A 23,547-nucleotide genomic window follows, 5' to 3' on the forward strand; every position below is an offset into this window, starting at 1 on the left:
CAATTAACCGATGTTTAACAATCCTAGCTTTTTGTGCTGAATTTATCGCAATTGAGTCCAGGAGAGCTGAAACCTCTAGGCTATGACTAGCCCAGCAAATCCTGAGAAGGGCGTGAGGAAGAGGGATGCGGCCCAGCTAGAGCCTGTCTGGCTACCTGCTCAGCGGCGATCGCCAGCGCCGAAGCCACTTTGGCGGCGTGGGGCCGAATCAGCGACCAGGCCAGCGGAGAGAGCCAGCCCCGCAGCGTCACTGAATAGGAAATTTGGGTGCCGCAGACGGCTGACTCAATCCGGTAAGTCACTCGCTCCTCTAAACCCGGTAGCACATAGACGCGAATGCTGAGTAACTCCCGGTGATCAACCCGCTCCACAAAAATACGAATCGGCAGCGGAAAACGAGCGGTGAAAGCTTTGTAGATCAAGCCTGGCTTGGCGGTCAGGCCATTGGGCGCATTCGTGCTTTTGAGGAGGGGATGCCAGGAGACATCGGCCAGATTCACCACCACCTGCCACAGGACATCTACCGAAGCAGAACTCACCGTTTGGTAGGTGTTTGCTAGCGATCGCCTCACGCAGCTATGAGGCTGGCGAGAAATTTCCTGAATGCAGCTTTGCATCCGTTTCAACCAAAAGCAATTCATGGATACTGTCTCGATGGCAGAAGCAAGAAATTTGAGGATCCTCTAATTTTAGTCTTTTAATGATTATCCATGATGGCAATTGACCTGTAGCTGTAGGCGCAATCTTATCTAAAATTTTGACTGCCCCAACCTGATGGGATTAATGCGCTAAATTGGCTTATGGTTGCGCTCTGATCTGCAAAAACTGCAGTTAAAGCTGGCGCGGCCTGCCCCCCAGCGTCACAAATCTTTTCATCAACTGTAGGGGGCTGCTTGGTAATTTTTACTGTAGGTAACATTCTGCGTCGGCACCTATGACATCTTCACTCCCAAAATTCTCTAGCCAGTCATCTACTCTGCCACCCCAGGATTCTCGGCAGCGAGTGAGTCAAGCACTGCAGACGTTACAGGACAGCATTTGTCAGCAGCTAGAAACCCTAGATGGTCAAAGTACGTTTCAGGAAGACCAGTGGGAGCGCCCAGACGGGGGCGGCGGGCGATCGCGGGTGATTAAGCAGGGCGGCATTTTTGAGCAGGGCGGCGTCAACTTTTCTGAGGTTTGGGGCAAGAGTTTGCCACCCTCCATTCTGGTTCAGCGCCCAGAGGCCGCCGGACACGGCTTTTACGCTACGGGCACCTCGATGGTGCTCCACCCCCACAATCCCTACGTGCCGACAGTTCACCTCAACTATCGCTACTTTGAGGCTGGCCCGGTTTGGTGGTTTGGTGGCGGCATTGATTTGACCCCCTACTACCCCTTTGAAGCAGACGTAGTGCATTTTCACCAAACCCTGAAAGCGGCCTGCGATCGCCATCATCAGGAATACTATCCCGTCTTCAAGCGCTGGTGCGATGAGTACTTTTATCTCAAGCACCGCCAGGAACCCAGAGGCGTCGGCGGTATATTCTTCGACTATCAGGACGGCCAAGGCCATCTCTATCACGGCCCTGATGACAAAGGGCAGGCAGCCCAATACAGCCAGAAAATTGGCGAGCTGCCCACCCGTAACTGGGAAGACCTCTTTGCCTTCGTGCAGGAGTGCGGCAACGCCTTCCTGCCAGCCTATGTCCCCATCATTGAAAAGCGTAAAGACCTTGACTACAGCGATCGCCAGCGCGACTTTCAGCTCTATCGCCGGGGTCGCTATGTAGAGTTCAACTTAGTCTATGACCGGGGCACCATTTTTGGCTTACAGACCAACGGTCGCACCGAGTCAATCCTGATGTCTCTGCCGCCGCTGGTGCGCTGGGAATACAACTACTCAGTGCAGCCGGAAACGCCAGAAGCTAAGCTCTACGACATTTTTCTGCAGCCCCAGGACTGGGTCAACTGGTCAAGTTAGTCAGTGGGTAACAGGTCGGCGCTGTCTAGCCGGGTAAAGAGACGGAACTCAGTCACAACAAAAGTTCGTCAAAGAACTTAGCGTTCATTTTTGATATCATCTGGGCAACTTAAGGCTGTATCTTTTGCGTCAATGGGTACCAGCCGCCAACATCAGCTCGTCAAAGCGGCTGGCGCTAGGTAACCAATTTGATTGCAGGGAGTCTGTAATCTCCATAGGAGAAAGTGGCGACTCGAACATGGATCAAAAAACACTGACAACTGATGATGGAAAAACTGTGATCGTTCTGACGCCTTCGGGCCGACTGGACATCACAACCGCCTGGCAGTTTCGGCTGAAGCTACAGGAATGTATTTCGCGGGTTAGTCCCCACGTCGTCGTCAATCTCAGCCAGGTCAACTTCATTGACAGCTCTGGGCTGACCTCTTTAGTCGCAGGCATGCGAGATGCTGACAAAGTTAAGGGCAGCTTCCGCATTTGCAATGTTCATCCTGAAGCCAAGCTCGTCTTCGAGGTGACGATGATGGACTCAGTGTTTGAAATTTTTGACACTGAAGAAGACGCCCTTTCCGGCGTTCCTAGAGGCATTGCCAGCTAGATTTTCAGCTCGTGGCTATAGTCTTGCTGCTTGATCAGGCGAAACGGCCCTAGTCGAGGCCCCCATAAAATTTCTTGCGTAGCTGGATCAACACCTCTGTCAGAGCTCAGCAGTTGTACTTGGTTAGTGCCAGTATGCTGCTGAGTCTTTAGCTCAAAGCCCAGCTTGATGTAGCGAGTTTGCCCCTGATACTCAAAAGAGCAAAGGGTATTTTCCGGCATTTGAGCACTGACATCCAGAGCATTCTGGGTAGGCTGCAGAAACTTAACTTCGAGCTGACAGGTCGGCAACAAGGTTAGATCCTCAGCCGTGAGCTGCTTTAAAAGATCGAGGTTAAGAGCCGCGCCGCAAAACTGCTGCGGCTGCTTGAGGGCAAAAAACTGAATTTTAATCTGGGCGTCAGTTTCACTAATCTGAATCACCCGCTGACGATAGGGCGGATTGCCTGAAACCACGCTTACCTGCTCAATGAACAGCGTCGGCCAGGTGTCCGCGAAGCTGGGAATAGGTCTTTGCCAAACGCGCAGATGCACATACCAGGCAGGTTCATCTAGCGATTGCTGTCGATTTTCAAATTCTCCGGCCAGCGCCCGGCTGAGAGCAAGAAGGTTGGTTGAAAAAGGCATTCTAGAAACTGAGTTGAAAGAATCGAAAGGTATCTAGCTCCCGAATTCTGCCAGCTTGGCAAACGGGCCGCTAAAGTAGAGAATGGAATCACACACTCGCTAGCTTTCTACTGTGAATAACGTCCGCACTGTTTCTGACACAAAGCGTGCTTTTTACGCTCATCACACTCGCCCTATCAACTCTATTTATCGTCGCGTTGTCGAAGAGTTGATGGTCGAGATGCACCTGCTGTCTGTCAATGTGGACTTCAACTATGATCCACTATACGCCTTGGGCGTCGTCACCACTTTCGATCGCTTCATGCAGGGCTATCAGCCCGACCGGGATCGCGAATCTATTTTTCAGGCGCTCTGTCAGTCCGTTGAGCGCGATCCCCAGCAGTTTCGCGGCGATGCCGAACAGATCAAGCAATCCGTCGGATCTCTATCGATTGAGGATTTGAAGTCAAACCTAGAGCATCTAGAGGCCGCCCCCGATCATCAGCCCTGGCAAACGCTAAAGGCGATCGCCCACAACGACAAATATAAGTACAGCCGTCTGATGGCAATCGGGCTGTATACCCTAGTCGAAACCATCGATCCTGAGCTGGTCAAAGACGATAAGCAGCGAACAGAGCTGTTTACCCAGGTCTGTGAATCGCTCAATGTTTCCTACGACAAAGTTCAAAAAGACCTCGATTTGTATCGCAGCAACCTAGAGAAAATCACTCAGGCTCAGGCCGTGATGAAAGATATTTTAGAGGCCGATCGCAAGAAGCGTTTGCAGCGAGAGCAGGCGAAAGCAGGTGCGACCAGTGCCACCGAAAAGCCAGAAGAAACGTCAACCGAGGAGCCAGCTAGCTAGGACAAGACGACAGCCGGGGCGATCGCGCAGGCCGTTAAAACCTGGTCAAGTGCCCAAGTCCTGCCTCTAAGTCTTTCAGGTATCGTCAGTGAGGCTGGGAGCTGGCGTGAGCTGCTTGACAGCGGCGATTGAGAAACTGGAGCTGCTGGTAGAGCATTTGAATTCGCGGCACGGGCACCTGGGCCGCAGTAGCAGCTTTAATCGGATTGCCTAAGATAGCCTCAAGCTCTAAAGGTCTGCCCGTATCAAAGTCAATTTTCATGCTGGTGCGATAGGGCTGCATTTGCTCAGTATGCTCCAGCATGTCTGAGATTAGGCTATCAGGTAAACGCCGCTCCTGTCCTGGAGAGAGCTTTTCACCGCAGGCGTTCGCCGCTGCCACCACCTCTGCCATAAGCTGCTGAGCCAGCTGCCGCCCCTCCGGATCGGCCATCATTTCCTCAGTGGTCGCCTCTAGCACAACCGAAAGCCCGTTAAACGGAATATTCCACACCAGTTTGCGCCAGCGGGCCATATACAAATCTTCTGTGAGCTGCAGCGGCACATTCGCCCGCTTAAAATCCTGGGCGATCGCCTGCATAATTTCTGTAATTCCTGCAGGCTGCTGGGTTTGGCTATAGTGCCCCAGCATGATAGTGCCGTAATCCAGGTGGCGGATGTGCCCCGGCCCCACTTTATTGGAGCAGACAAAACAGAGGCCGCTGAGGATACGATCGCTGCCTGCGATCGCGGCGGCGGTGGTTTCTACCCCTAGACCATTTTGCAAAATTAGAACTGCCGTCTGCGGCCCCAGCAGCGGCGGCAATAGCTGAGCCAGCAGCCCGTTCTGAGTCGTTTTGAGCGCCACAATGATCACATCTACCGGCGGCATGTCGCTAACAGTCCGATAGGCATGCACCTCTGGCAGCTCAAAATCTCCCCAAACAGACTCAACCTGCAGTCCTCGCTGCTGTACCTGTTCGTAGTCGCTGTGCAGCAGAAAATGAACCTCAGCCCCAGCCCGCTGCAAACACGCCCCATAGAGGCCGCCAATGGCGCCTGTGCCTAAGACAGCATAGCTGAGAGTAGACATGGCTACTGCATTCCCAGTTCAGAGAGGGCAAGCTGCGATCGCGCCTGGATAGACGCCACCGGATCGGCCTCCACAAGCTGCGCCAAACGCTGCTGAATGCGCTGTCGCTGTTCTTCCTTTTCATTGGGGTGCAGGCGCTGAGCCAAAGACTGCAACCCGACTACAGCCGCATAGCGGACAATCCACTCGGCGTCGTGAGTTACCTGCAGCAGCGCCGTCACGGCCTGAGTCTGAGCCGCAGGCACTTCCACCTCGGTCATCTGAGACCAGTCCAAGTTGCCCAGTCCCCGCGCGGCGGCTCGCCGGACACTGAGAGCAAAATCAGCGGTAGCGGCATCCAGTAGCACAGCGAGCGATCGCGGATCGCCGATATTGGCTAAGGCTCGAATGGCCCAGGCCCTCGCCCCGTAGTTGTGATCGTCAAGCTGCTTGAGTAGCGGCGGGACAGCCTCGGGGCCCAGTACGGTTAACCCTTCTACGGCGGCCACCGCTGCCCCTGGATTATTGAATCCTAAAACCTCCAGCAGAGTGGGGATAGCCTCTGGGTGACGGACAGCCGCTAACGCCCGTACAGCTTTTAGCAAATCTAGAGGAGAGCTAGCCTGCTCTACCGCCTGAATTAAGCTGCTCACTGGCTGATTTTGCACCCTCAGTTCCCTCTCATACTGACTCAACGTACACTGGCTCACACAGGCTGGAGGTCGCCTGCCAGAGCCTTATGAATAGCCTCTGCCTCTAGGGACTGCCCAATCACGATTAGCTTTGTCACACGCGGCTCTTGGGGCTGCCAGGGGCGATCGTAGAAGCTGTCAAAGCGCTGCCCGACTCCCTGCAGTACCAGCCGCATCGCCTTATTGGGAACAGCGACAAAGCCCTTAATCCGGTAGATTTCCTGGGTTTGGCTGAGGTGCTGGAGGCGCTGAATCAGGTCGGCTGGATCAAAGGTCTGCTCCAGGACGATCGGTACCGAGGTAATATCATCGTCGTGTTCGTGCTCAGCTTCGTGATCGTGATGGCTGGGGCGACTGTCTAGGTTGTCTTCAACCGCTGCGTTAAAGCCCAGCAGCACTTCCGGGCTGATCTGTCCCTGATGGCAGGCGATCGCTTTAACGCCCTGCGGTAGCTCCTGCTGCAGCCAAGTTTGGACGCGATCGCGGTCGGCCTGGCTGACACAGTCAGATTTCGTTAGCAGCACTAAGTCGGCGCAGTTGAGCTGATCTTCAAACAGTTCTTCGATTGGGGTTTCGTGTTCGAGGCTGTCATCGGCCTGTCGCTGGGCCTCTAGCGCTTCTAAATCCCCCACGAGCCGACCGCTGGATAGAGCTTCACAGTCCACCACAGTAATCACGCCATCAACCGTGGCCTGAGTGCGAATTTCCGGCCAGCGAAACGCCTGCACCAGAGGCTTGGGCAGCGCCAGCCCAGAAGTTTCAATCACGATACAGTCAATCTGATCGCGCCGCGCCATCAGCGCCTGCATAGTTGGCAAAAATTCTTCCTGAACGGTGCAGCAGAGGCAGCCATTGGCCAGTTCTAAAATATTGCTGCCGGGATCTTCGTCCTCGTCGCAGATTTGGCAGGCTTTGAGCAACTCACCATCAATCCCGACTTCACCAAACTCATTGACTAAGACTGCAATGCGGCGATCGCCGTTGTTCTGAAGCAAGTGGCGGAGCAGCGTAGTTTTGCCAGCGCCTAGAAAGCCCGTGATCACAGTGACAGGAATTTTATGCATGGTGTTTAGCCCAACCACAATGAGGTTAACAGAGCAGACCCAAAGCCCGCGATCGCAAAGCCCGCAAACCGTAGGTTCAGCTGAGTCTGAGCGGCTGAGCGCTGCTGCATTTTCTGAGCGAGGCTATAGCTGGCAAAGGCGATCGCCAGCTGCACTAAACTAAAGCCAGCCAGGTAGGATAGCAGCGGCGACATTTCAGCCCCAATAATCGCTTCGCCGTAGGCATAGCCATGAAACAGCCCGGCAACGGCTGCAAACCCAATAGTCCAAGCTACCGGAGGCTTACTAGCCACAGCCAGCAAAATTCCCAGCACCAAAACAGAAGCCGAAACCGTCGTTTCTGGAGCCGGAAAGTTCAGGGCGGCTAGGTGCAAACCTGTGCCCGCAACGGCGCTGAGCACAAATGCGACGGGAACCGCTAGGCCCCAGCGCTGTAGGGCCGCTAATAATCCCACAGCAACCACAAAGACAAAGTGATCAGGACCAATCACCGGATGTCCAATACCAGAAAGCAGTCCAGCCCAGGCACTATCAGGAGTTTGGCCGCCAGAGGGATGATGGGCGACAGCAGGCAATGCCAGACACATCAATACCGCTAGCGCTACAGGCAGCGCTAGACCCCAGTTCACTCGAAAGTTTTTCATCCGTACCTCGCAGATGGGTTATACGCTTGGCAGGCATTCTGACTTAGAAGTTCGGCTGAGAAGTGACGTTGAAGTTGTAAATTTCAGTCTTTCAAACCGGAAAGATCAACCCTGCAATTCTCAAACCTATTCCTTCACAGCTGCGGGACAGCGCTGGACTTGCACCAGACTTTCCCCAATCTGAGCCTCGATGATGATCCTCTCAGCTCAAATCTCCAGCGGCTGACCCCCACTGGAACCAAAGCTCAACTAGCTTATCACGCAGGTCTGTACCAGGGCTGCCCCGCGATAGGAACCGTAAGGATAGGTCTAGCAACCCTCACCCAGACCTGCCCTGACCTCATCTCGCGCTTTAGGGCGATCGCAGCTTGGCTACAAAAAAGCCATCCATATCCTCCCTGTGGGGCCAGATCTTGATCCAGCCTTCAGGGGCCGCGATCGCTCGGATCTCCTCCTGTTGAGGGACTTCCAGCCGCCATTGAGGATGCGTTGCCAAAAACTCGGCAACAATTTCTTCGTTTTCAGCCGGGTGTAGCGTGCAGGTAGAGTAAACCAAAACGCCGCCGGGTTTGAGCCAGATAGCAGCTTGGTTGATGAGCTCGCTTTGAAGCTGGGTCAATTCCGCGATCCGTTCTGGAGACTGACGCCAGCGGGCATCGGCGTGGCGGTGCAGGGTGCCGAGTCCAGAACAGGGCACATCTAGCAGCACCCGATCGGCAGCTTGAGCAAACTGAGGTAGCGAGCGGCTGTCTCCGGTCAGCAGCTTAATCGAGCTGAGCTGCAGTCGATCGCTGTTTTGCTGCACCTTCTTAAGTCTGGAAGCGGCGCGATCGCAGGCCCAAACCTCACCGCGATCGCCCATCAGTTCCGCCAGGTGAGTAGATTTGCCGCCGGGCGCGGCGCAGGCATCGATTATCACCTCTCCCGGCTGCGGACTCACAATCTGGCTGACCAGCTGAGCGCTAGCATCCTGCACTGTCCACCAGCCCTCACCGTAGCCAGGGAGGCGGCTAATGCTGCCCACATGACTGGCTAGCCGCAGGGCTTGGGGCAGATGAGGGAGCCGGTATACCTCAATATCGGCAGCAGCAAAGGCAGCTTCGACGGCCTCTACCGTAGTTCGCAGCGGATTAATCCGCAGGTCGATAAAAGGCGTGCGGTTGAACCAGTCACAGAGAGCAGCCAACTCTTCAGGGGGCAAAAGCGGCTGCCAGATTTTAAGAATCCAGTCGGGGAAGCTGTGCAAAATCCCGAGCTGCTGAATCGGATCTTCGGGGAGCTGTAGCGGGTCGCCCGTTTCGGCCAGTCGCACATACTGCCGCAGCAGGCCGTTAACTACGCCTGAGAGCTTGCCTAAACGATGGTGCTTAGCTAAATCGACGCTGGTGTTGACGGCGGCAGAAACCGGGATTTGATCTAAATAGCGGAGCTGGTAAAGGCCCAGATGCAGAATTACCCGCAAATCAGGGGGCTGCTGGGTGGCCCGTTTTTGGCCGAGCTGATCGATCAGGGCGTCTAGGGTACGCTGCCGCCGGACGCTGCCATAGACCAGTTCGGTCAGCAGGGAGCGATCGCTGCTGACCAGCTCAGACTGGCTGAGGGCCTGATCGATAGCAATGTCGGTAAATGCGCCCCGATGTACGGCCCGAAGCGCCCAAAAAGCCTGCTGTCTGGCGGGTGAAGTCGTCAAGTCAATAAAATAGGGCGTTTTCGGCTAGCCGCAACGCCCTGTCAGAAATTTTGTCAGTCAAATCAAATGAATTATTTACGGCGTCGTGAGGACTGCTGTTCTCGGTTACGCCGACGGCGATCGCGCCATTCTGCGGCTGTGAGGTAGGCGACACCGCCTGTGACAACCACAAGCAGCGCAGCAGCGGCGATCGCTAGAAAGCTGTAAATTTGGGGCTGAAGCCCAGCACTCGTTTCCATAGCGTAGCTATTTTTAGAAGCCGTTGCGGCCCCAGACAACCATTGAAATTGAAAAAGTAAACACAACCAAGAGAGAAACCCAACCCAGCGTCAAAATGTCCATAGAGCGCAGACAAAGGCTTTGAATAACGTCATTCTCCATCATACGGTAAAGTCAGACTGGATTTATCGCATTTTGACTGGTTCATGACTTCAGCCTTTACGCCGCAGGAACGACTGGCCTCTCTCAAAGTCGGCGCGATCGCAGGCGCTACCACACTGCTGGTGGAAATATTGCGGCTGCTGGGTCAGCGGGCGATCGCGGTAGGCTGGCAGGGGGCGTTAGAGCTTGACCTGGCCGGACTCAGCGGCCTGACGTTTCTGGTCAGCAGTCTGATAGCGGGTCTTTCCGGCTTTCTCTTCGGCGTTACCTACCGCTACGCGGTGCGCACAGATGACAACCCACAGCTCAAATCAGGGGTTGTCGGCGCGTTTGGCCTAGTGCGAGGGCTGGCTCAGGTGGATGTGGGATCAGCCGTAGCCCAGAACTTTTGGCCGTTTTTGGCGGCGGCAATGGAGAGTCTGATTTTATTTGCGATCGCGGCGCTGGTTTTAGATTTAGGTTTCCGGCAGGACTGGCTTCATCCTTTTAGGTCAGATTAACCCAGCTCAAACACCTCAAACGAAGTCTCTGTGTTGACGGCTTGAGCATCTAAAGCAGACAGCACTTTGTAATGGGCTCTATCTGAAAACAGACAGGCACAAATTAGCTGGGCCACATCAGCCCGGTGAATCCAGCCCGAAACCCGGTAGTCTTCAGTCAGTACCCCATGACCTGTAGCGGGCTCAGATTTCAAGCCGCCGGGGCGAACAATGGTATAGGTCAGGCCGCTGGCGATCAAATGCTGCTCAGCCTTTTCTTTCTCCATCAGAATCGGGCCGAGCACTTCTTTGGCTCTAGGCGGCAGAGCAACCTCACTTTGACCTGTCCCAATTGAAGAAACCAGAATAAACCGGTTAACCCCCAGCTTGACCGCTGCATCCATCAGGTTCTTATTACCCAGAGAGTCCGCCCGTTGGCCCTCATCGTTCTGCGGCAAACCCCCGATAGTGCTGATGACGGCTTGCAGCGGCTGGCTAGCTGACATTGCCTGCTCAACAGCTGCCGCGTCTAAGGCATCGGCCAGAGCGATCGCAGCCCCCATTGCCTCTAGCTCTGGCTTAGCCGCTTCACTTCTCAGCAAGGCCGTCACCTGATGACCCTGCGGCAAGAGAATTTTGGCAACTTCCCGGCCTACCCCCCGGCTGGCTCCCGCGAGAAAAACGTGCATTTTTGTCTTCCTTACAAATTCCGGCGATCGCTTTTTATCTGCTGACTATCCGCCAGAATAAACCACCTCATTGCCATTTCCGCCAAAAACTATCAATTTACGCCTCCAAACCAGCATTCTTCACCTTTGCCCCTGCCTCATCTCCCCCATCTCCCCTATCTTCCCCATCTCCCTTTCCCCACTCCACCAAAGTCGGTTATCCCCCCCGTCCTAACTGCCTTGTCAATCGGTAGAATCAGATAAATGCAGTGTGATTAAGTAGACTCCATGATTCCAACCGTTATTGAGCAATCGGGTCGCGGCGAAAGAGCTTTTGATATTTACTCTCGCCTGCTGCGAGAGCGCATCGTTTTTCTAGGGCAAGAAGTATCCTCGGAGTCTGCAAACCTGATTGTGGCTCAGATGCTATTTCTAGAAGCCGAAGATCCTGAGAAAGATATTTACCTCTACATCAATTCTCCCGGCGGTTCTGTCTATGCAGGCTTGGGCATCTTCGACACGATGAACCACATCCGCCCTGACGTTTGCACGATTTGCGTCGGCCTAGCTGCTAGCATGGGCGCTTTCTTGCTCAGCGCGGGTAAAAAAGGTAAGCGCATGAGCCTGCCCAACGCCCGGATTATGATCCACCAGCCCCTTGGCGGTGCTCAGGGTCAGGCCACCGATATTGAAATTCAGGCCAAAGAAATTCTGCATATTAAGGATTTGCTCAACCACGCGATCGCTGACCACACCGGACAGCCCCTCGATCGGGTCGCTGAAGATACCGAGCGGGACTTCTTCATGTCTCCGACTGAAGCGGTGGAATATGGGCTGATCGATCAGGTAATCGATCGCCAGTCCGTTGGCAGTCGGCCTTTGGCAGTTCAAAGCTAGTTTTTTGAACTCTAAGCCAAATTATTAGGCAGCCCATTGGGCAAAGCGTCAGGAGTCAAATTGACTTCTGGCGCTTTATGAATTTTTGCTACAAAATAATGAGGCAGTGATGTTCTAGCTGGATGAGGAGAGTTTGATGCTTGCGGCTGTTTGTTTTGGGGTTGCTTTTGTCTTAGCTAGCCTGGTGGAATACTGGCTGCACCGCCTGATGCACGTTTCAGCTCGGATTGGCGAGCGCCACCGCGATCACCACCGCCGCAATGAGGGGCAGGGCGTGCTGTGGGAGTTTAGAGACTACGTGCGCGGCAGCTTCGTGGTGATGATTATTCCTTTCTTTTTCTCTCTAGAAGCGGGCTTGGGCTGGACGCTGGGCGCGATCGCCTATGCCGCCTTTTCTGCCTACGCCCATCAGCTCCAGCATGAAAATCCCCGCAAGTGCTTCTGGATGAAGATGCCCGTCCACTATGTGCACCATAAATATGGCATGTGGCACCACAACTTTGGTCTAGCCGTAGACTGGTGGGATCACATCTTTGGCACTTACAAGCCGGTCGAGTGGCCTGCTGCCGATGATCTGCAAATGCCGGAGCGATCGCGCTGGCAGCTTCGCTGGTGGTAAATTGCCTACAGAAATGCCTGAGTTCGCAAGGACTCAGGCATTTTAGGGAAGTAAAAGTTTGTCGCTAGACGCAGACTAAGCTGGCGACTATTCTGGATCTTCAGAAGGTAGCTCAACGTCTACGTCCGGGGTTGTAATGGTTTCTTCTTCCTGAGTGACTTCCACTTCAGGTACGGTGACCTCTTGCTGCTCCGTCCCTACCTCAACCTCAGGTCCTTCAACCTCATATTCAGGCACTTCACCCGGATCAACCTGCACATCTACGTCCGGAGCTTCTCCGGCCTCTTCTTTTGTGACTTCGCAGCTAGCGGCAAAGAGGGCTAAAAATGCGATCAGAGATCCGCGTAAAAGATTGCTACCCACAGAGCGTGATAGAAAATTTAGCATTTGATTTACCTTTAATTTGAAAAATAAATTGTAGATTCACACAGATAACATCATAAGCAAAATATCAAACAAATAGCCTCATCCATAAGAGCCAGATTTTGGAGAAATTTATTTCTTGCTATGGTCAGATGAATTTGATTTTTCTCTCTTTGAACTCCGTTTTGACCGGATAGTTTTTGCAAAAAAAATGTAGCCAGAAGCTTGCCTGTAGACTTGCTCAGTTTAAGCTTATTTAAACTTGAACAAAGTTTTAGCTGGGCTGGCCTTTAAAGCAAAAATTCTTCAATTGCTGCCGCAACGCCATGCTGTTCTACAGAAGGAGCGATCCATTCGGCAACCGCCTGCACGCCTGCTGGAGCCTCTCCCATTGCCACCCCAATACCGGCATATTGAATCATTTCTAAGTCGTTAAAGTTATCGCCTATCGTCATGACCTGATCAGCGGAGAGCTGGAGCAAATCCTCCGCCAAAAATTTAACGGCAGCTCCTTTGTTTGCCTGAGGGCTTGTGACTTCAAAAAAAGTAGAAACTGAGCTAGTGAAATAAAGATCCTCAGGACGATAATGCTGCCGCAATTCTGATAGCAGGGAGCGCACCACTTCCGGTTGAGGACTCAGCGCCAATAGCTTAGTTGTTTCTAAGGTCAGGTTGTTTTCTAAGAAAGTACGCAAATCTCCGGCAGCAATGGGCTGAATCTGCGATCGCGCCGCATATTCCTGCGTATCAGCAATGATTTCGCGTACGTGCAGGCGATCGTCAATATAGAGGTGAATTGACAGCGCCTGTTCCGCTTCTAGAGGCGCTAGGTACTCTAAAAGTCTCAGGGCGTGCTGACGAGGTAATGGGCTGTGCTGATAGAGCTTCTGAGTCAGCGGATCTTTAATCAAGGCTCCCTGATAGCTCATCAGCGGCAGGGTAGAATTAACTGCCTGATGAAACCGAATGGCGGAGCAGTACATGCGGCCTGTGGCGATCGCCACTTGAATCCCTTTTTGCTGAGCCGCTTGAATTGCTTTTAGCACCGTCGGTTCAATTTGATTTGAGCGACCGGATAGCGTACCGTCGATGTCGAGTACCAATAGCTGTATCTTGCTCAAGGTTGATCTCCTATGATGAACTCCTTACTTTTTAACTGAGCCTAGCAGCCATGATGGGATTAGGATTGCCTCAGCCACTTACAGGCTGGCCCTGCCGATGAAGGGGGGAATAACTCAGCGTCAACTGACTCGTCGCCTGCTGATGGTGACACTTTGGATGCTGCTGCTAATTTTGGCGGTTGAGGCCGGTGTAGGCTGGGTTAGTCAGTCCCTCAGCCTGCTGGCCGAATCTCTGCATACGCTGGTTGATGGCTTTAGCACTGTTTTAAGTCTGATTGCCGTGGCTTCGCCGCAGCGCACCTTAGGCCGCGAGATTTGGGGGCATGGCCGCACTGAGGTTGCCTGCACCCTGCTGCTGGTTTCTTTTCTAGGCTTTGCCGGATTTAGCCTGATTATTATCAGTTTGCAGCAAATGGAGACTGCTGCTCAGGGAACGGGGACTGCTTTTTCAGTCAATCTGGATGTGAGGCTTGTCCAGTTAGTGATGGCAATGATTCTGGTGCAGATTGGCATTGCACTATTCTGCGGCTATCAGGCTAAACAGCTCGACAGCCTTGCTTTCAAGCTCAATACTAATCATATTTTGCAGGATAGCTGGATCAGCCTAGCACTGCTGCTGGGGCTGCTGGGGGTTTTACGCGGCTATCGCTGGCTCGATCCTTTGCTCTCAATTTTGCTGGTGGGAATGGCGGGCCGCAGTCTATGGCAGGTGATGACGGCGCAGCTACCGATGCTGCTGCGGCCAACGGCGATCGCTCCGGAGGCGATCGCCCAGATTGTCAACACTGTTGAGGGCGTGCTGCGCTGTACTCGCATTCGCACGCGGGGCATGGTGGGGCGACAGGTCTGGGTAGAGGTGTGGCTGGTGCTGCACCCGGAATATCTGGTGCAGGCCCAGCAGATTGGCGAGCAGATTGAGGCTGTTATTCGCGATCGCTACGGCCCCGTCCGCGCCCTGATCTGGATTGAAGAAAACTTTACGCCCATGAGCGACATTGCCGAAGTGCTGCCAGCAGACGAACCTTACCCGTTTTCAGAAACGGACTACTGGGAATAGCTGGGATGAGCGTCGGTGCCTAGTCCATCTAAGCAGTGGACCAAACCAAGGCCAGCTTGGCTTGATCCCAGATAATTCTGGCGCTGACGTTCAAGGTATTCAGTTATCGAACTGTAGCGCCTTGCCCCGCACCGTATCGTCAAAATCACCGTGATCAAACGCCACCTGACCGCCCACAATCGTCATCACCGGCCAGCCCGTTAAATCCCACCCTTCAAAGGGACTCCAGCCGCATTTAGTCTGCAACTCTTCCCGCAGCACCGGGCGGTAGGTTTCGAGGTCAACCAGAATTAGATCGGCGTCATACCCCGGCGCGATCGCCCCTTTATTGGGAATTTGGTACGCCTTAGCCACAGCTGCAGACATCCAGTTTGCCACCTGCGCCACTGTGCAGCGCCCCCGCATAGCCTGGGTCAGCATCAGCGGCAGCGACGTTTCCACCCCCGGCATTCCCGAAGGTGTCGCCGGATAGCCCTTGCCCTTTTCTTCTAAGGTGTGGGGGGCATGGTCGGTGGCAATGAAGTCAATCACGCCGTCTAGCAGCGCCTGCCATAGCACCTCGTTATCATGGGTCGAGCGCAGAGGTGGATTCATTTGCGCTAGGGTGCCAATGGTTTCATAGGCCGCTGTATTGAGCAGCAAATGTTGGGGGGTGACTTCCGCTGTGACCCAGGCAGGCTTATCCTGCCGCAGCAGTTCAGCTTCCTCTGCCGTAGATAGGTGCAGAATATGCAGCCGTCGCTGATATTTCTTGGAAAGCTTCAGGGCTAGCTGGGTAGCCTCTAGGGCAGCCTGATTGTCCTGAATTTGGGAATGGACTTTGGGGTCGGTGCGTCCGGCAAACTGCTGCCGCCGCTCTAAAATACGAGCCTGGTTTTCGGCATGAACCGCAATTAGGCGATCGCCCTCAGCAAAAATTGGCTCGATCGCGGCTTCTGTATCTACCAGCAGCGGCCCGTGCTGGGATCCCATAAAGATTTTGATGCCGGGGGTGGGCTTAGCTGTCCGCAAATCTGGCAAATTCTTGGGCGTAGCCCCAATAAAAAAGCCATAGTTCACCAAAGACTTAGTCGCTGCCAGCTCCAGCTTAGAATCTAGCGTCGCCTGATCGATCGTTAGCGGCTTAGTATTGGGCATCTCCAGATATGAGGTGACGCCGCCGCGAGCGCAGGCATGGGAAGCGGTATAGAGGTCTTCTTTGTGCTCTAGTCCCGGCTCCCGGAAATGCACTTGCGGATCAATTACCCCTGGCAGCAGGGTTTGACCCTTAGCATCAACAACTCGTGCGCCTGGCACAGGTTCGATGGTGGCGGCCACCTGCGCAATGCGATCGCCCTCAAGGCTAACATCTCCGGTTGTAAATTCGCCGGAGGGCAGCAGAATGCGAGCGTTTTGAATCAGGAGTGTGGCTGTCATGGGAACAAATTTTTAAGCAGCAGAGGGCCGTGCAGATATCTTATCTTCTCTAACGCACCTAAGACTTTACAAAGAGATCGATCGCCTAGCAATAAATTGACTATGATCGGTTAGTTACTGCTCTTGTTAGGATTTAGGTTTTTGCCTGTGGCCGACAATTCCCACCAGTCTCCGCCGCCCGGTTCAGAGGAAGCCAAGCCGTCTGTGCCGTCTGCGCCGCCGGTCCAATCGCCGCCTACAGTCAATCCTTGGGTAGAAGCCATTCAAACCGTCGGGCTGAGCATCGTCTTAGCGCTCGGCATTCGCCACTTTGTCGCAGAGGCTCGCTATATTCCCTCAGGCTCTATGGAGCCGACGCTCCAGATCAACGATCGCTTAGTGGTTGAAAAAATTAGCTATCACTTCAATCAGCCCGATCGCGGCGATATTGTCGTCTTCTGGCCGCCGGACAATCTATTTCCGGCTGGCGGTCGCCGGGATGCTTTCATCAAGCGGATCATTGGCCTGCCAGGAGACACCGTTGAGGTGAGTGGGGGTCAGGTATTTGTCAACGAGCAGGCTTTAGCAGAAGACTATATCAAAGCGCCCCCTAACTATCAGTGGGGACCTGAAACCGTGCCGCCGGAGCAATATTTAGTGCTGGGAGACAACCGCAACAGCAGCTTTGACAGTCACTCCTGGGGCTTTGTCCCCCAAGAAAACATCATTGGCCGCGCTGTTGTCCGCTTTTGGCCACCTAGCCGCGTGGGAGGGCTAGACTAAGCGGAGGCCATAATGCGTCCGCAGCGCTCGTTAGCAGGAACCGCCTCCATTATTTTCTGCGGATTAGGCAGGTTGAGCTGTCCCATAAGCTCGATAAATTCGTCCCGGCTGTGCCCCTCAAAGCGGGGATTGAACTGTTGCTCCTCAGCAATGGTGGAAACTGTGTGGCCGCGATAATCATGGGCTGGATAAACCTGAGTATCATCGGGGAGCGTGAACAGCTTTTGCGTCACAGAGTCGTAAAGCACACCCGCATCCCCGCTTTGAAAATCGGTACGGCCACAGCCGCGAATGAATAAAGCATCGCCCGTTAAGACGCGATCGCTATTGATGAGATAGGCCATGTGGCTATCGGTGTGGCCGGGCGTGGCGATCGCCCGAATTTGAACTTGGCCGAGCGGGAGTAATTCGCCGTCTTGAATAAAGCGATCGGCGCAGGTCGCAGGAGCGCTAGCAGGCACGATGCCCTGACAGCCTGATAGCTCTCTTAGTCTGCTGGCACCCGTAATATGATCGGCGTGGATATGGGTTTCTAGGCAGAATCGCAGCTTCAGTCCTAGCTCTTGCAGTAGCTTGAAATCTCGCTCAACTTGCTCTAATACCGGATCGACGAGGACGGCAATTTGCTGCTGGGCATCGGCAATTAAATAGGTGTAGGTGTTGGAGGTTTGATCGAATAGCTGCCGAAAAATCATGGCTCATCCCTCCTGCTTTTCAATTTTCTAAAGGCAGTTTCTAACTATCTACCTTAATTATATTTTTATCTATGAGTAGAGTTTCAACGGCGGCTCTATCAGCAAAAAAAGCGGATGGAAAGAATCCATCCGCCCCTTGCTAGCCGGAGCAAGGCTGAGGCTATGTTTGGGCGAACAGGCGTCAGCGCTAGGCGATCGCCTGTTCAGCCAGTTATTGCAGCTTGCTACTTGTTGGCGTCTGACTCTGAAAACTCAGCGTCAATCACGTCATCTTCACTGCCCGTAGCGCTGGTGCTATCGCTGGGAGCAGCACCTGCATCAGCACCCGGAGCACCGGCGGCAGCGGCCCCATCACCTTGCTGATAGAGATTGCTGCTGACCGCGTAGAGAGACTGCTGCAGTTCGGTAGTGAGAGACTTAATCTTGTCAAAGTCTTCGCTTTCGATCGCGGCTCTCAGCTCTTTGATCTGGCCGTCAATCTTCTCTTTGTCAGCGGCAGGCACCTTATCGCCTAGCTCACCAATTTGCTTCTCAGCCTGATAGGTGAGGGAGTCTGCCTGGTTCTTGAGATCGATTCGCTCGCGGCGCTCTTTGTCAGCGGCTGCGTTGGCTTCGGCATCCTTCACCATCCGATCGACTTCGTTCTCATCTAGAGTAGAAGCCCCGGTGATGCTGATGGACTGCTCTTTGCCCGTACCTTTGTCCTTGGCCGTGACGTTGAGGATGCCGTTGGCATCAATGTCAAAGATGACCTCAATCTGAGGGACACCCCGAGGAGCCGGCGGAATGCCATCTAGGCGGAAGGTGCCCAAGCTCTTGTTGTCATTAGACATTTCCCGCTCACCCTGCAGCACATGGATTTCCACATTCTGCTGGCCGTCTACCGCCGTAGAAAAGACCTCAGACTTCTTGGTGGGAACGGTGGTGTTACGCGGAATTAGCTTAGTCATTACGCCACCCAGGGTTTCTACCCCCAAGGACAACGGCGTCACGTCTAGCAGCAGAATATCTTTGACTTCACCTGCCAAAACCCCTGCCTGAATAGCTGCCCCAACGGCAACCACTTCGTCCGGGTTAACGCTTTGGTTAGGCTCTTTGCCCAGAACTCGCTTCACCAGCTCTTTCACAGCCGGAATTCGGGTTGAACCACCCACCAGGACAATCTCATCGATATTCTCTTTGCTGAGCTTGGCATCTTTCAGCGCATTCTCAACCGGAATACGACAGCGATCGATTAGATCAGAAACCAGTTCCTCAAACTTGGCGCGAGTTAGCGTCGTGTCGAGGTGCTTAGGTCCGTCTTGGGTCGCCGTGATGAAGGGCAGGTTAATTTCGCTTTGGGTAGCGCTAGAGAGTTCAATCTTGGCTTTTTCAGCGGCTTCGGTCAGGCGCTGGAGCGCTTGCTTGTCTTTGCGCAGGTCAATACCTTCTGACTTGGCAAACTCTTCGGCTAGATAGTCAACAATCTTTTTGTCAAAGTCGTCACCACCGAGGTGAGTGTCACCTGAAGTCGAGAGAACTTCAAAGACGCCATCGCCCACTTCTAGAATGGAAACGTCGAAGGTACCGCCCCCTAAGTCAAAAACGAGAATTGTCTCGTTGCTCTTTTTGTCGAGGCCGTAGGCCAGTGAAGCCGCCGTTGGCTCGTTGATGATGCGCAGAACTTCGACTCCGGCAATGCGGCCAGCATCTTTGGTGGCCTGACGCTGGGAGTCATTGAAGTAAGCAGGCACTGTAATCACCGCCTGGGTGACGGTTTCGCCAATATACTTGCTCGCGTCATCTACCAGCTTGCGCAGCACCTGGGCTGCAATCTCTTCGGGGGCAAACTGCTTGTCTACGTTGGAAGACTCTAGGCGAACGTTACCGCCAGAGTTGAGGACGTTGTAAGCGACCTCGGTTGCTTCGTTGGTCACTTCGTCGAAGCGGCGACCGATGAAGCGCTTAACAGAATAAAAGGTGTTGCCTGGATTCATTACCGCCTGACGTTTGGCGATTTGACCGACGAGGCGATCGCCATTTTTGGCGTAGGCCACGACAGAAGGCGTAGTCCGAAAACCCTCGGCGTTAGCAATAACAGCAGGCTTACCACCTTCCATTACCGCTACACAAGAGTTAGTTGTTCCTAAATCGATGCCAACAACTTTGGCCATAAAATCTTGCTCCGGCTTAACAGCTATTTACTATAGTGCTAGGCAAAAGCGGTTCCCTGAAGGGGGGGTTACCGAACCTGAAGGTGAGGAATTGACGGGGTTTCAGATGTTAGGTGATCAACTAACTCACTTTGTATTAGGATGACCAAATTAGCTATTTTCGGATAGATACAGGCCATTGGAGATTTGCAAAATGACGGACTTGAATTCGACCCCCATAAGTAAAGCCGTTCTCAACAGTCTGAAAATCTTGGCAGAGCGAGGCGACCCGCAGGCGATTGAGGCGCTGGCGCGATCGCAGGAAATAGACTTTGATCTATCAGACGAAGACGCCAAAAACCTAGAGACAGAAGAGATCAAGGTAGTGCTGGAGTGGTCAGACGGCATGCATATTGTGACCGATCATGGCGCTAGCTTTATTCCTAAGGAAGCGATTCCAGATGAGGATGAAGAGAGAGAATAATCTTTATTCTTTTGCCAATTTTTACCGCCATGCTAATTGACCTTGATCAAGTTGCCGAGCAGAGCAGCACTGACTATCCCGCTCCCTTCAAAGCCCTAGTGGCCGGACGCCTTCGCAAGCGGGTCGGCAATGCAGCCGGCCTGACTAACTTCGGCGTCAATCTAGTGACGCTGCTGCCGGGGAGCAGTTCTGCCCTGCGCCACTGGCACGAAAAGCAAGATGAGTTCGTTTACGTTATTGCGGGCACACCGACGCTGATTACCTCAGCCGGGGAGCAGCTAATGACGCCTGGTATGATGGCAGGCTTTCCGGCGGCAACCGACAACGGCCATCACCTGGTTAATCGCTCTGATGCCCCCGTAGTCTATCTAGAAATTGGCGATCGCACTCCCGATGATATTGCCCACTACCCAGATGACGACCTAGTGGCGCATCACGCCGAAAACGGCTACGTTTTTACCCGGAAAGACGGCAGTTCTTACTGAAGTTGACCAGGCAAGCCCCCCCATTTTGAGTCAATGATGCGATCGCTAAGTCTGATCTTGTCTTTTAGCCTCACCCTAGCCGCTTGCCAAAGCGCCGCCCCCGAAGTTAGCCCCTCGCCAGCATCCTCTCTCGCCGACAGCGCTGCGCCACCGCCGCCGCCTGCGGGTGCTTTTATCGGCCAGCTTCAGCCTGAGCAAACCCAGCAGCTAGAGGCTCTGGGAATAGCCGTCGCCATTCCGACTGAGGTTGGCCCTGAGTTTCAGGTGGCCAAACTGGTAACGCAGCCCGCTACCCCTGATTTAGCGGCTAACTATCAAATTTTGTACCGAGACAATCGCGATCGCTGCTTTGTGATCGAATTTACCCCAGAGGGCATCGGCGGCTTACCGGAAACTGAGTTTCAGCAGCCTTTAGACTCACCGCTATTTGGCCCCGGCTATCAGCTCCACTATGGGCCATATACAGACCCGCAGTTGCGATCGCAGTTTCCAGCACCGGAGTTTGCCACCGACTGGATGCTAGGCGAGTCGGGAGCCTATCGGCTGGCGGGCGCGGCCTATATCAATCAGGCATTTGACAGTCAAACTAATTGCCAGGATATTTCACCAGCAGAGGCCCAACAGTTAGTGGCTTCAATGACCTATTTACAAAGTGATTTGCTCAACGTGGCCGAATAGGAGCTAGCGGTAAAGCAAGTGGGGTCAACCGAATATCTGGCACAGTGTTTACCGAATTGCTTTAAGCAATCTTTATAGTGACGGCATAGTATTTTTCCGGATGTCGCTGATCTCGTTTGATATCGGCTAGCCCGCTACTCTCAGGAAGAAAGCCATGACTTTTGAAACGGTGACCGAATTCTTTCAAGCTCCTGGTTTGGGTCGGGTTGAGCGGGCCATTGTGGCTGATCAGCGAGGCCGCGTTTTCTTCAACGGCACCTACTGGCCAGCCCAGTTTTACGATCTTGAGCAACAGGCGATCGCGGAAGCCAAAACCTGGGTCAGCGTTTTAGGCAGACGGGGGCTGACGCTGCTAGTGGTGCCGACGGTCACCACATCTGCCTATCTGGCACCTAATCGATAGAAAAGGCTGTTTCAGCAGCAGCAAAATCACTCTGGTGGCGGTGGTGAGTCACCTGCAGCAGAGCCATACTTAAACATAGAAAGTCACTGCGGGAGCCAACGGTTATGGATACCCTTGCTTACCTTCACTTACTGGTTCAGCACGAAGCAGATGACTATCCGGCTGTGACCTTATCCTGGCCGCATGTCTCCTTGCCCAATCGGGCCTGTCGGTTACTGCTGGGGGGAGCGCTGAGCGCGGCCCTGATGATGGGCGGCAGCGTTTACGCAGTTCCTGGCTATGTGGTCACTCAGGGCAATGAATTTCAGGTAGAAGCGCGATCGGGGCCGGGTATAGACTTTGACGTGGCGCGGACCCTGTTTGAAGGGGATGCCGTCGATCTGACTGGCAATATTCAAGACGGCTGGGCGGAGCTGTCTGATGGGACCTGGCTACCTGTAGAGCAGGTGAGGCGCAGCGTCATTCCTAATCCCGACCCAGACCCAGATCCTGACCCAGAACCGGATCCGGATCCTCCCACACCACCAGTCGAGCCGGAACCGCCTCAGCCAAACCCCGAACCGCCTCAGCCAAACCCTGAACCACTGCCGCCCACCGACACCTGGGGCAAGGTGGCACAGGTCGATGCTTATGGCTATCGGCTCAATGCCCGCTGGGGCCCAAATACCCAGTACGGCGTAGCCCGCATCCTCAACCCTAGCGAGCAAATTCGTCTCAGCGGTCAGGTGAGCAGCAACGGCTGGGTAGAGCTTATTGATGGTACCTGGGTGGCCGGCAACCTAATTGAGCCTGAGTACGGCGGTTTTAACGTGCCCGATAGAACAGGCAGCGATCGCCTCAACGCCGTTGTCTCAGCCTATGGCTACAATCTCAATGTCCGCTCTGGACCCGGCGTCACCTACAACATTGTGCGGGTGCTGGCAGACAGGCAGGCGATTGAAATTAGCGGACGCTACCGGGACGGCTGGGCCGAACTCAGCGACGGCAACTGGGTTGCGGGCAATCTGATTCGGCAGGTCAGCTCGGTTGAAGTTGATCCGCCCTCTCCACGACCACAAGACATCTCAACCATTTTGCGATTTGGCAGCCGGGGAGACAGCGTAGTCCGCCTGCAGAATCGCCTCAAAGAGCTGAACTATCTAGGTGAGGATCAGCCCGCTGACGGACTCTATGGCAGCACAACCGAGCAGGCCGTCATTGAGTTTCAGCGGGCACAGGGACTCCCCGTAGATGGGGTAGCGGGGGAGACAACTCTGGCCGTTCTCTTTGCGGAAACCACGGCTAGAAAGCCAGAACCCCAGAGAACCCTGCAGGTGGGCGATCGCATTCGCTTGGTCAATGACGGTATCGGCGGCATCTTTGTCTACGAACAACCCCTGACAGACAGCCGTATTCTCAGCACTTATGCCAGTGGGACGGAAGCAACGGTCAGCCAAATTAGCGCCGATGGCTGGGTGGCTCTCAGTTCCGGTGGCTGGGTGCTGCGTGAGTTTGTAGAGTTTTAGTCATCATGCCGTAACATAGTGTGTCGCAATGCTTAAGCAATGGTGAAAGAGTTTGTTAGTGGCGGCTGATCCCCGCTACAGTTTGGGTATCAGCTAGCTGCTGCAAAAGCCTAGCTAGAGGTCATCACAGACGTTTTGCTGTTTGGTCTGTTAACCGCTTTTTGAAGGAGAACGGTGTCAGAAAGGCGGATGACTTCACCCTGTCCAGGGTATGAGCTGAGGCCGTTAGG

At 54.0% G+C, this 23,547-nt stretch carries 29 protein-coding genes and 1 riboswitch; of the genes, 14 read left to right on the forward strand and 15 right to left on the reverse strand.

All coding sequences use genetic code 11. From position 1 onward, the window contains the following. Positions 1-86 precede the first annotated feature (86 nt). Positions 87-617 (reverse strand): SRPBCC family protein, encoded by a 531-nt coding sequence (locus QJQ48_RS00115; RefSeq protein ID WP_346289141.1) that lies wholly within the window; start codon positions 615-617, stop codon positions 87-89. Positions 618-934: 317 nt separating this feature from the next. On the opposite strand from QJQ48_RS00115, the gene hemF reads away from it, so the two are divergent. Continuing rightward, entirely contained in the window at positions 935-1,963 is a 1,029-nt protein-coding gene (gene hemF, locus QJQ48_RS00120; RefSeq protein WP_346289142.1) for an oxygen-dependent coproporphyrinogen oxidase, read from the forward strand. A gap of 238 nt (positions 1,964-2,201) precedes the next feature. Then, positions 2,202-2,561 (forward strand): STAS domain-containing protein, encoded by a 360-nt coding sequence (locus tag QJQ48_RS00125; RefSeq protein ID WP_346289143.1) that lies wholly within the window; start codon positions 2,202-2,204, stop codon positions 2,559-2,561. Here QJQ48_RS00125 and QJQ48_RS00130 read toward each other — a convergent pair. Then, entirely contained in the window at positions 2,558-3,187 is a 630-nt protein-coding gene (locus QJQ48_RS00130; RefSeq protein ID WP_346289144.1) for a chromophore lyase CpcT/CpeT, read from the reverse strand. The two genes, QJQ48_RS00125 and QJQ48_RS00130, sit on opposite strands and share 4 nt — an antisense overlap. A gap of 112 nt (positions 3,188-3,299) precedes the next feature. On the opposite strand from QJQ48_RS00130, the gene psb29 reads away from it, so the two are divergent. Continuing rightward, positions 3,300-4,031, forward strand: coding sequence for a photosystem II biogenesis protein Psp29 (gene psb29, locus QJQ48_RS00135; RefSeq protein WP_346289145.1), 732 nt, complete (start codon positions 3,300-3,302; stop codon positions 4,029-4,031). A gap of 85 nt (positions 4,032-4,116) precedes the next feature. On the opposite strand, the gene QJQ48_RS00140 is transcribed toward psb29, so the two are convergent. From QJQ48_RS00140 to petN, 7 genes are all read right to left on the reverse strand, one after another. Beyond that, on the reverse strand, positions 4,117-5,103 hold the full coding sequence (locus QJQ48_RS00140) for a putative 2-dehydropantoate 2-reductase (RefSeq protein ID WP_346289146.1): 987 nt from the start codon (positions 5,101-5,103) through the stop codon (positions 4,117-4,119). A gap of 2 nt (positions 5,104-5,105) precedes the next feature. Then, complete coding sequence (cpcF, locus tag QJQ48_RS00145; protein WP_346289147.1) at positions 5,106-5,750, reverse strand: C-phycocyanin alpha-cysteine-84 phycocyanobilin lyase subunit CpcF; 645 nt, start codon at positions 5,748-5,750, stop codon at positions 5,106-5,108. A 38-nt stretch (positions 5,751-5,788) separates the two neighbouring features. Beyond that, positions 5,789-6,838 (reverse strand): cobalamin biosynthesis protein CobW, encoded by a 1,050-nt coding sequence (gene cobW / locus QJQ48_RS00150; protein ID WP_346289148.1) that lies wholly within the window; start codon positions 6,836-6,838, stop codon positions 5,789-5,791. Between the two features lie 5 nt (positions 6,839-6,843). After that, complete coding sequence (locus tag QJQ48_RS00155; RefSeq protein ID WP_346289149.1) at positions 6,844-7,482, reverse strand: HupE/UreJ family protein; 639 nt, start codon at positions 7,480-7,482, stop codon at positions 6,844-6,846. Between the two features lie 11 nt (positions 7,483-7,493). After that, positions 7,494-7,739: riboswitch (cobalamin riboswitch) on the reverse strand. A 95-nt stretch (positions 7,740-7,834) separates the two neighbouring features. Continuing rightward, positions 7,835-9,172 carry a 16S rRNA (cytosine(967)-C(5))-methyltransferase gene (locus QJQ48_RS00160; RefSeq protein ID WP_346289150.1) on the reverse strand — a complete coding sequence of 446 codons (1,338 nt, stop codon included), beginning with the start codon at positions 9,170-9,172 and terminating at the stop codon, positions 7,835-7,837. Between the two features lie 71 nt (positions 9,173-9,243). Then, complete coding sequence (locus QJQ48_RS00165) at positions 9,244-9,411, reverse strand: hypothetical protein (RefSeq protein WP_346289151.1); 168 nt, start codon at positions 9,409-9,411, stop codon at positions 9,244-9,246. 13 nt (positions 9,412-9,424) lie between these two features. After that, positions 9,425-9,514, reverse strand: a complete 90-nt coding sequence (gene petN / locus QJQ48_RS00170) for a cytochrome b6-f complex subunit PetN (RefSeq protein WP_075599400.1) — start codon at positions 9,512-9,514, stop codon at positions 9,425-9,427. An 83-nt stretch (positions 9,515-9,597) separates the two neighbouring features. Between petN and QJQ48_RS00175 the strand changes: the two genes are divergently transcribed. Continuing rightward, positions 9,598-10,053 carry a hypothetical protein gene (locus QJQ48_RS00175; protein WP_346289152.1) on the forward strand — a complete coding sequence of 152 codons (456 nt, stop codon included), beginning with the start codon at positions 9,598-9,600 and terminating at the stop codon, positions 10,051-10,053. On the opposite strand, the gene QJQ48_RS00180 is transcribed toward QJQ48_RS00175, so the two are convergent. Beyond that, positions 10,050-10,721, reverse strand: a complete 672-nt coding sequence (locus tag QJQ48_RS00180) for an SDR family oxidoreductase (protein WP_346289153.1) — start codon at positions 10,719-10,721, stop codon at positions 10,050-10,052. The genes QJQ48_RS00175 and QJQ48_RS00180 overlap by 4 nt on opposite strands. A 2-nt stretch (positions 10,722-10,723) precedes the next feature. On the opposite strand from QJQ48_RS00180, the gene QJQ48_RS00185 reads away from it, so the two are divergent. From QJQ48_RS00185 to QJQ48_RS00195, 3 genes are all read left to right on the forward strand, one after another. Then, positions 10,724-10,954: a hypothetical protein gene (locus QJQ48_RS00185; protein WP_346289154.1), complete on the forward strand. Its 231-nt coding sequence runs from the start codon at positions 10,724-10,726 to the stop codon at positions 10,952-10,954. A 34-nt stretch (positions 10,955-10,988) separates the two neighbouring features. Then, positions 10,989-11,597 carry an ATP-dependent Clp endopeptidase proteolytic subunit ClpP gene (clpP, locus tag QJQ48_RS00190; protein WP_346289155.1) on the forward strand — a complete coding sequence of 203 codons (609 nt, stop codon included), beginning with the start codon at positions 10,989-10,991 and terminating at the stop codon, positions 11,595-11,597. Between the two features lie 136 nt (positions 11,598-11,733). Then, positions 11,734-12,216, forward strand: coding sequence for a sterol desaturase family protein (locus QJQ48_RS00195; protein ID WP_346289156.1), 483 nt, complete (start codon positions 11,734-11,736; stop codon positions 12,214-12,216). 87 nt (positions 12,217-12,303) lie between these two features. On the opposite strand, the gene QJQ48_RS00200 is transcribed toward QJQ48_RS00195, so the two are convergent. Both QJQ48_RS00200 and QJQ48_RS00205 read right to left on the reverse strand, forming a co-directional pair. After that, positions 12,304-12,579 carry a hypothetical protein gene (locus QJQ48_RS00200; RefSeq protein ID WP_346289157.1) on the reverse strand — a complete coding sequence of 92 codons (276 nt, stop codon included), beginning with the start codon at positions 12,577-12,579 and terminating at the stop codon, positions 12,304-12,306. A gap of 290 nt (positions 12,580-12,869) precedes the next feature. Continuing rightward, positions 12,870-13,700 carry a Cof-type HAD-IIB family hydrolase gene (locus QJQ48_RS00205; RefSeq protein ID WP_346289158.1) on the reverse strand — a complete coding sequence of 277 codons (831 nt, stop codon included), beginning with the start codon at positions 13,698-13,700 and terminating at the stop codon, positions 12,870-12,872. A 97-nt stretch (positions 13,701-13,797) separates the two neighbouring features. On the opposite strand from QJQ48_RS00205, the gene QJQ48_RS00210 reads away from it, so the two are divergent. Continuing rightward, on the forward strand, positions 13,798-14,757 hold the full coding sequence (locus QJQ48_RS00210) for a cation diffusion facilitator family transporter (protein ID WP_346289159.1): 960 nt from the start codon (positions 13,798-13,800) through the stop codon (positions 14,755-14,757). A gap of 99 nt (positions 14,758-14,856) precedes the next feature. Here QJQ48_RS00210 and QJQ48_RS00215 read toward each other — a convergent pair whose 3' ends face one another. Continuing rightward, positions 14,857-16,173 (reverse strand): dihydroorotase, encoded by a 1,317-nt coding sequence (locus QJQ48_RS00215; protein WP_346289160.1) that lies wholly within the window; start codon positions 16,171-16,173, stop codon positions 14,857-14,859. A 204-nt stretch (positions 16,174-16,377) separates the two neighbouring features. On the opposite strand from QJQ48_RS00215, the gene lepB reads away from it, so the two are divergent. Beyond that, on the forward strand, positions 16,378-16,935 hold the full coding sequence (lepB, locus tag QJQ48_RS00220) for a signal peptidase I (protein ID WP_346289457.1): 558 nt from the start codon (positions 16,378-16,380) through the stop codon (positions 16,933-16,935). Here the strand turns inward: lepB and QJQ48_RS00225 are convergent. Further along, a complete protein-coding gene (locus tag QJQ48_RS00225; RefSeq protein ID WP_346289161.1) occupies positions 16,932-17,630 on the reverse strand; it encodes an MBL fold metallo-hydrolase in 699 nt (232 codons plus the stop codon). The two genes, lepB and QJQ48_RS00225, sit on opposite strands and share 4 nt — an antisense overlap. A 224-nt stretch (positions 17,631-17,854) precedes the next feature. Continuing rightward, positions 17,855-19,783, reverse strand: coding sequence for a molecular chaperone DnaK (gene dnaK, locus QJQ48_RS00230; protein WP_346289162.1), 1,929 nt, complete (start codon positions 19,781-19,783; stop codon positions 17,855-17,857). Positions 19,784-19,976: 193 nt separating this feature from the next. Here dnaK and QJQ48_RS00235 point away from each other — a divergent pair, with 193 nt between their 5' ends. The 5 genes from QJQ48_RS00235 (at position 19,977) to QJQ48_RS00255 (ending at position 23,317) form a co-directional block, all read left to right on the forward strand. Continuing rightward, on the forward strand, positions 19,977-20,246 hold the full coding sequence (locus tag QJQ48_RS00235; protein ID WP_346289163.1) for a hypothetical protein: 270 nt from the start codon (positions 19,977-19,979) through the stop codon (positions 20,244-20,246). A gap of 29 nt (positions 20,247-20,275) precedes the next feature. After that, positions 20,276-20,731: a cupin domain-containing protein gene (locus QJQ48_RS00240; RefSeq protein ID WP_346289458.1), complete on the forward strand. Its 456-nt coding sequence runs from the start codon at positions 20,276-20,278 to the stop codon at positions 20,729-20,731. Between the two features lie 33 nt (positions 20,732-20,764). After that, positions 20,765-21,409, forward strand: a complete 645-nt coding sequence (locus QJQ48_RS00245) for a hypothetical protein (protein ID WP_346289164.1) — start codon at positions 20,765-20,767, stop codon at positions 21,407-21,409. Between the two features lie 154 nt (positions 21,410-21,563). Next, on the forward strand, positions 21,564-21,812 hold the full coding sequence (locus QJQ48_RS00250) for an NfeD family protein (RefSeq protein WP_346289165.1): 249 nt from the start codon (positions 21,564-21,566) through the stop codon (positions 21,810-21,812). A gap of 104 nt (positions 21,813-21,916) precedes the next feature. Next, entirely contained in the window at positions 21,917-23,317 is a 1,401-nt protein-coding gene (locus QJQ48_RS00255) for a peptidoglycan-binding protein (RefSeq protein ID WP_346289166.1), read from the forward strand. The last annotated feature ends 230 nt before the right edge of the window (positions 23,318-23,547 follow it).

It is taken from the genome of Sphaerothrix gracilis Ecp01 (assembly GCF_030405905.1).
Lineage (GTDB): Bacteria > Cyanobacteriota > Cyanobacteriia > Phormidesmidales > Phormidesmidaceae > Sphaerothrix > Sphaerothrix gracilis.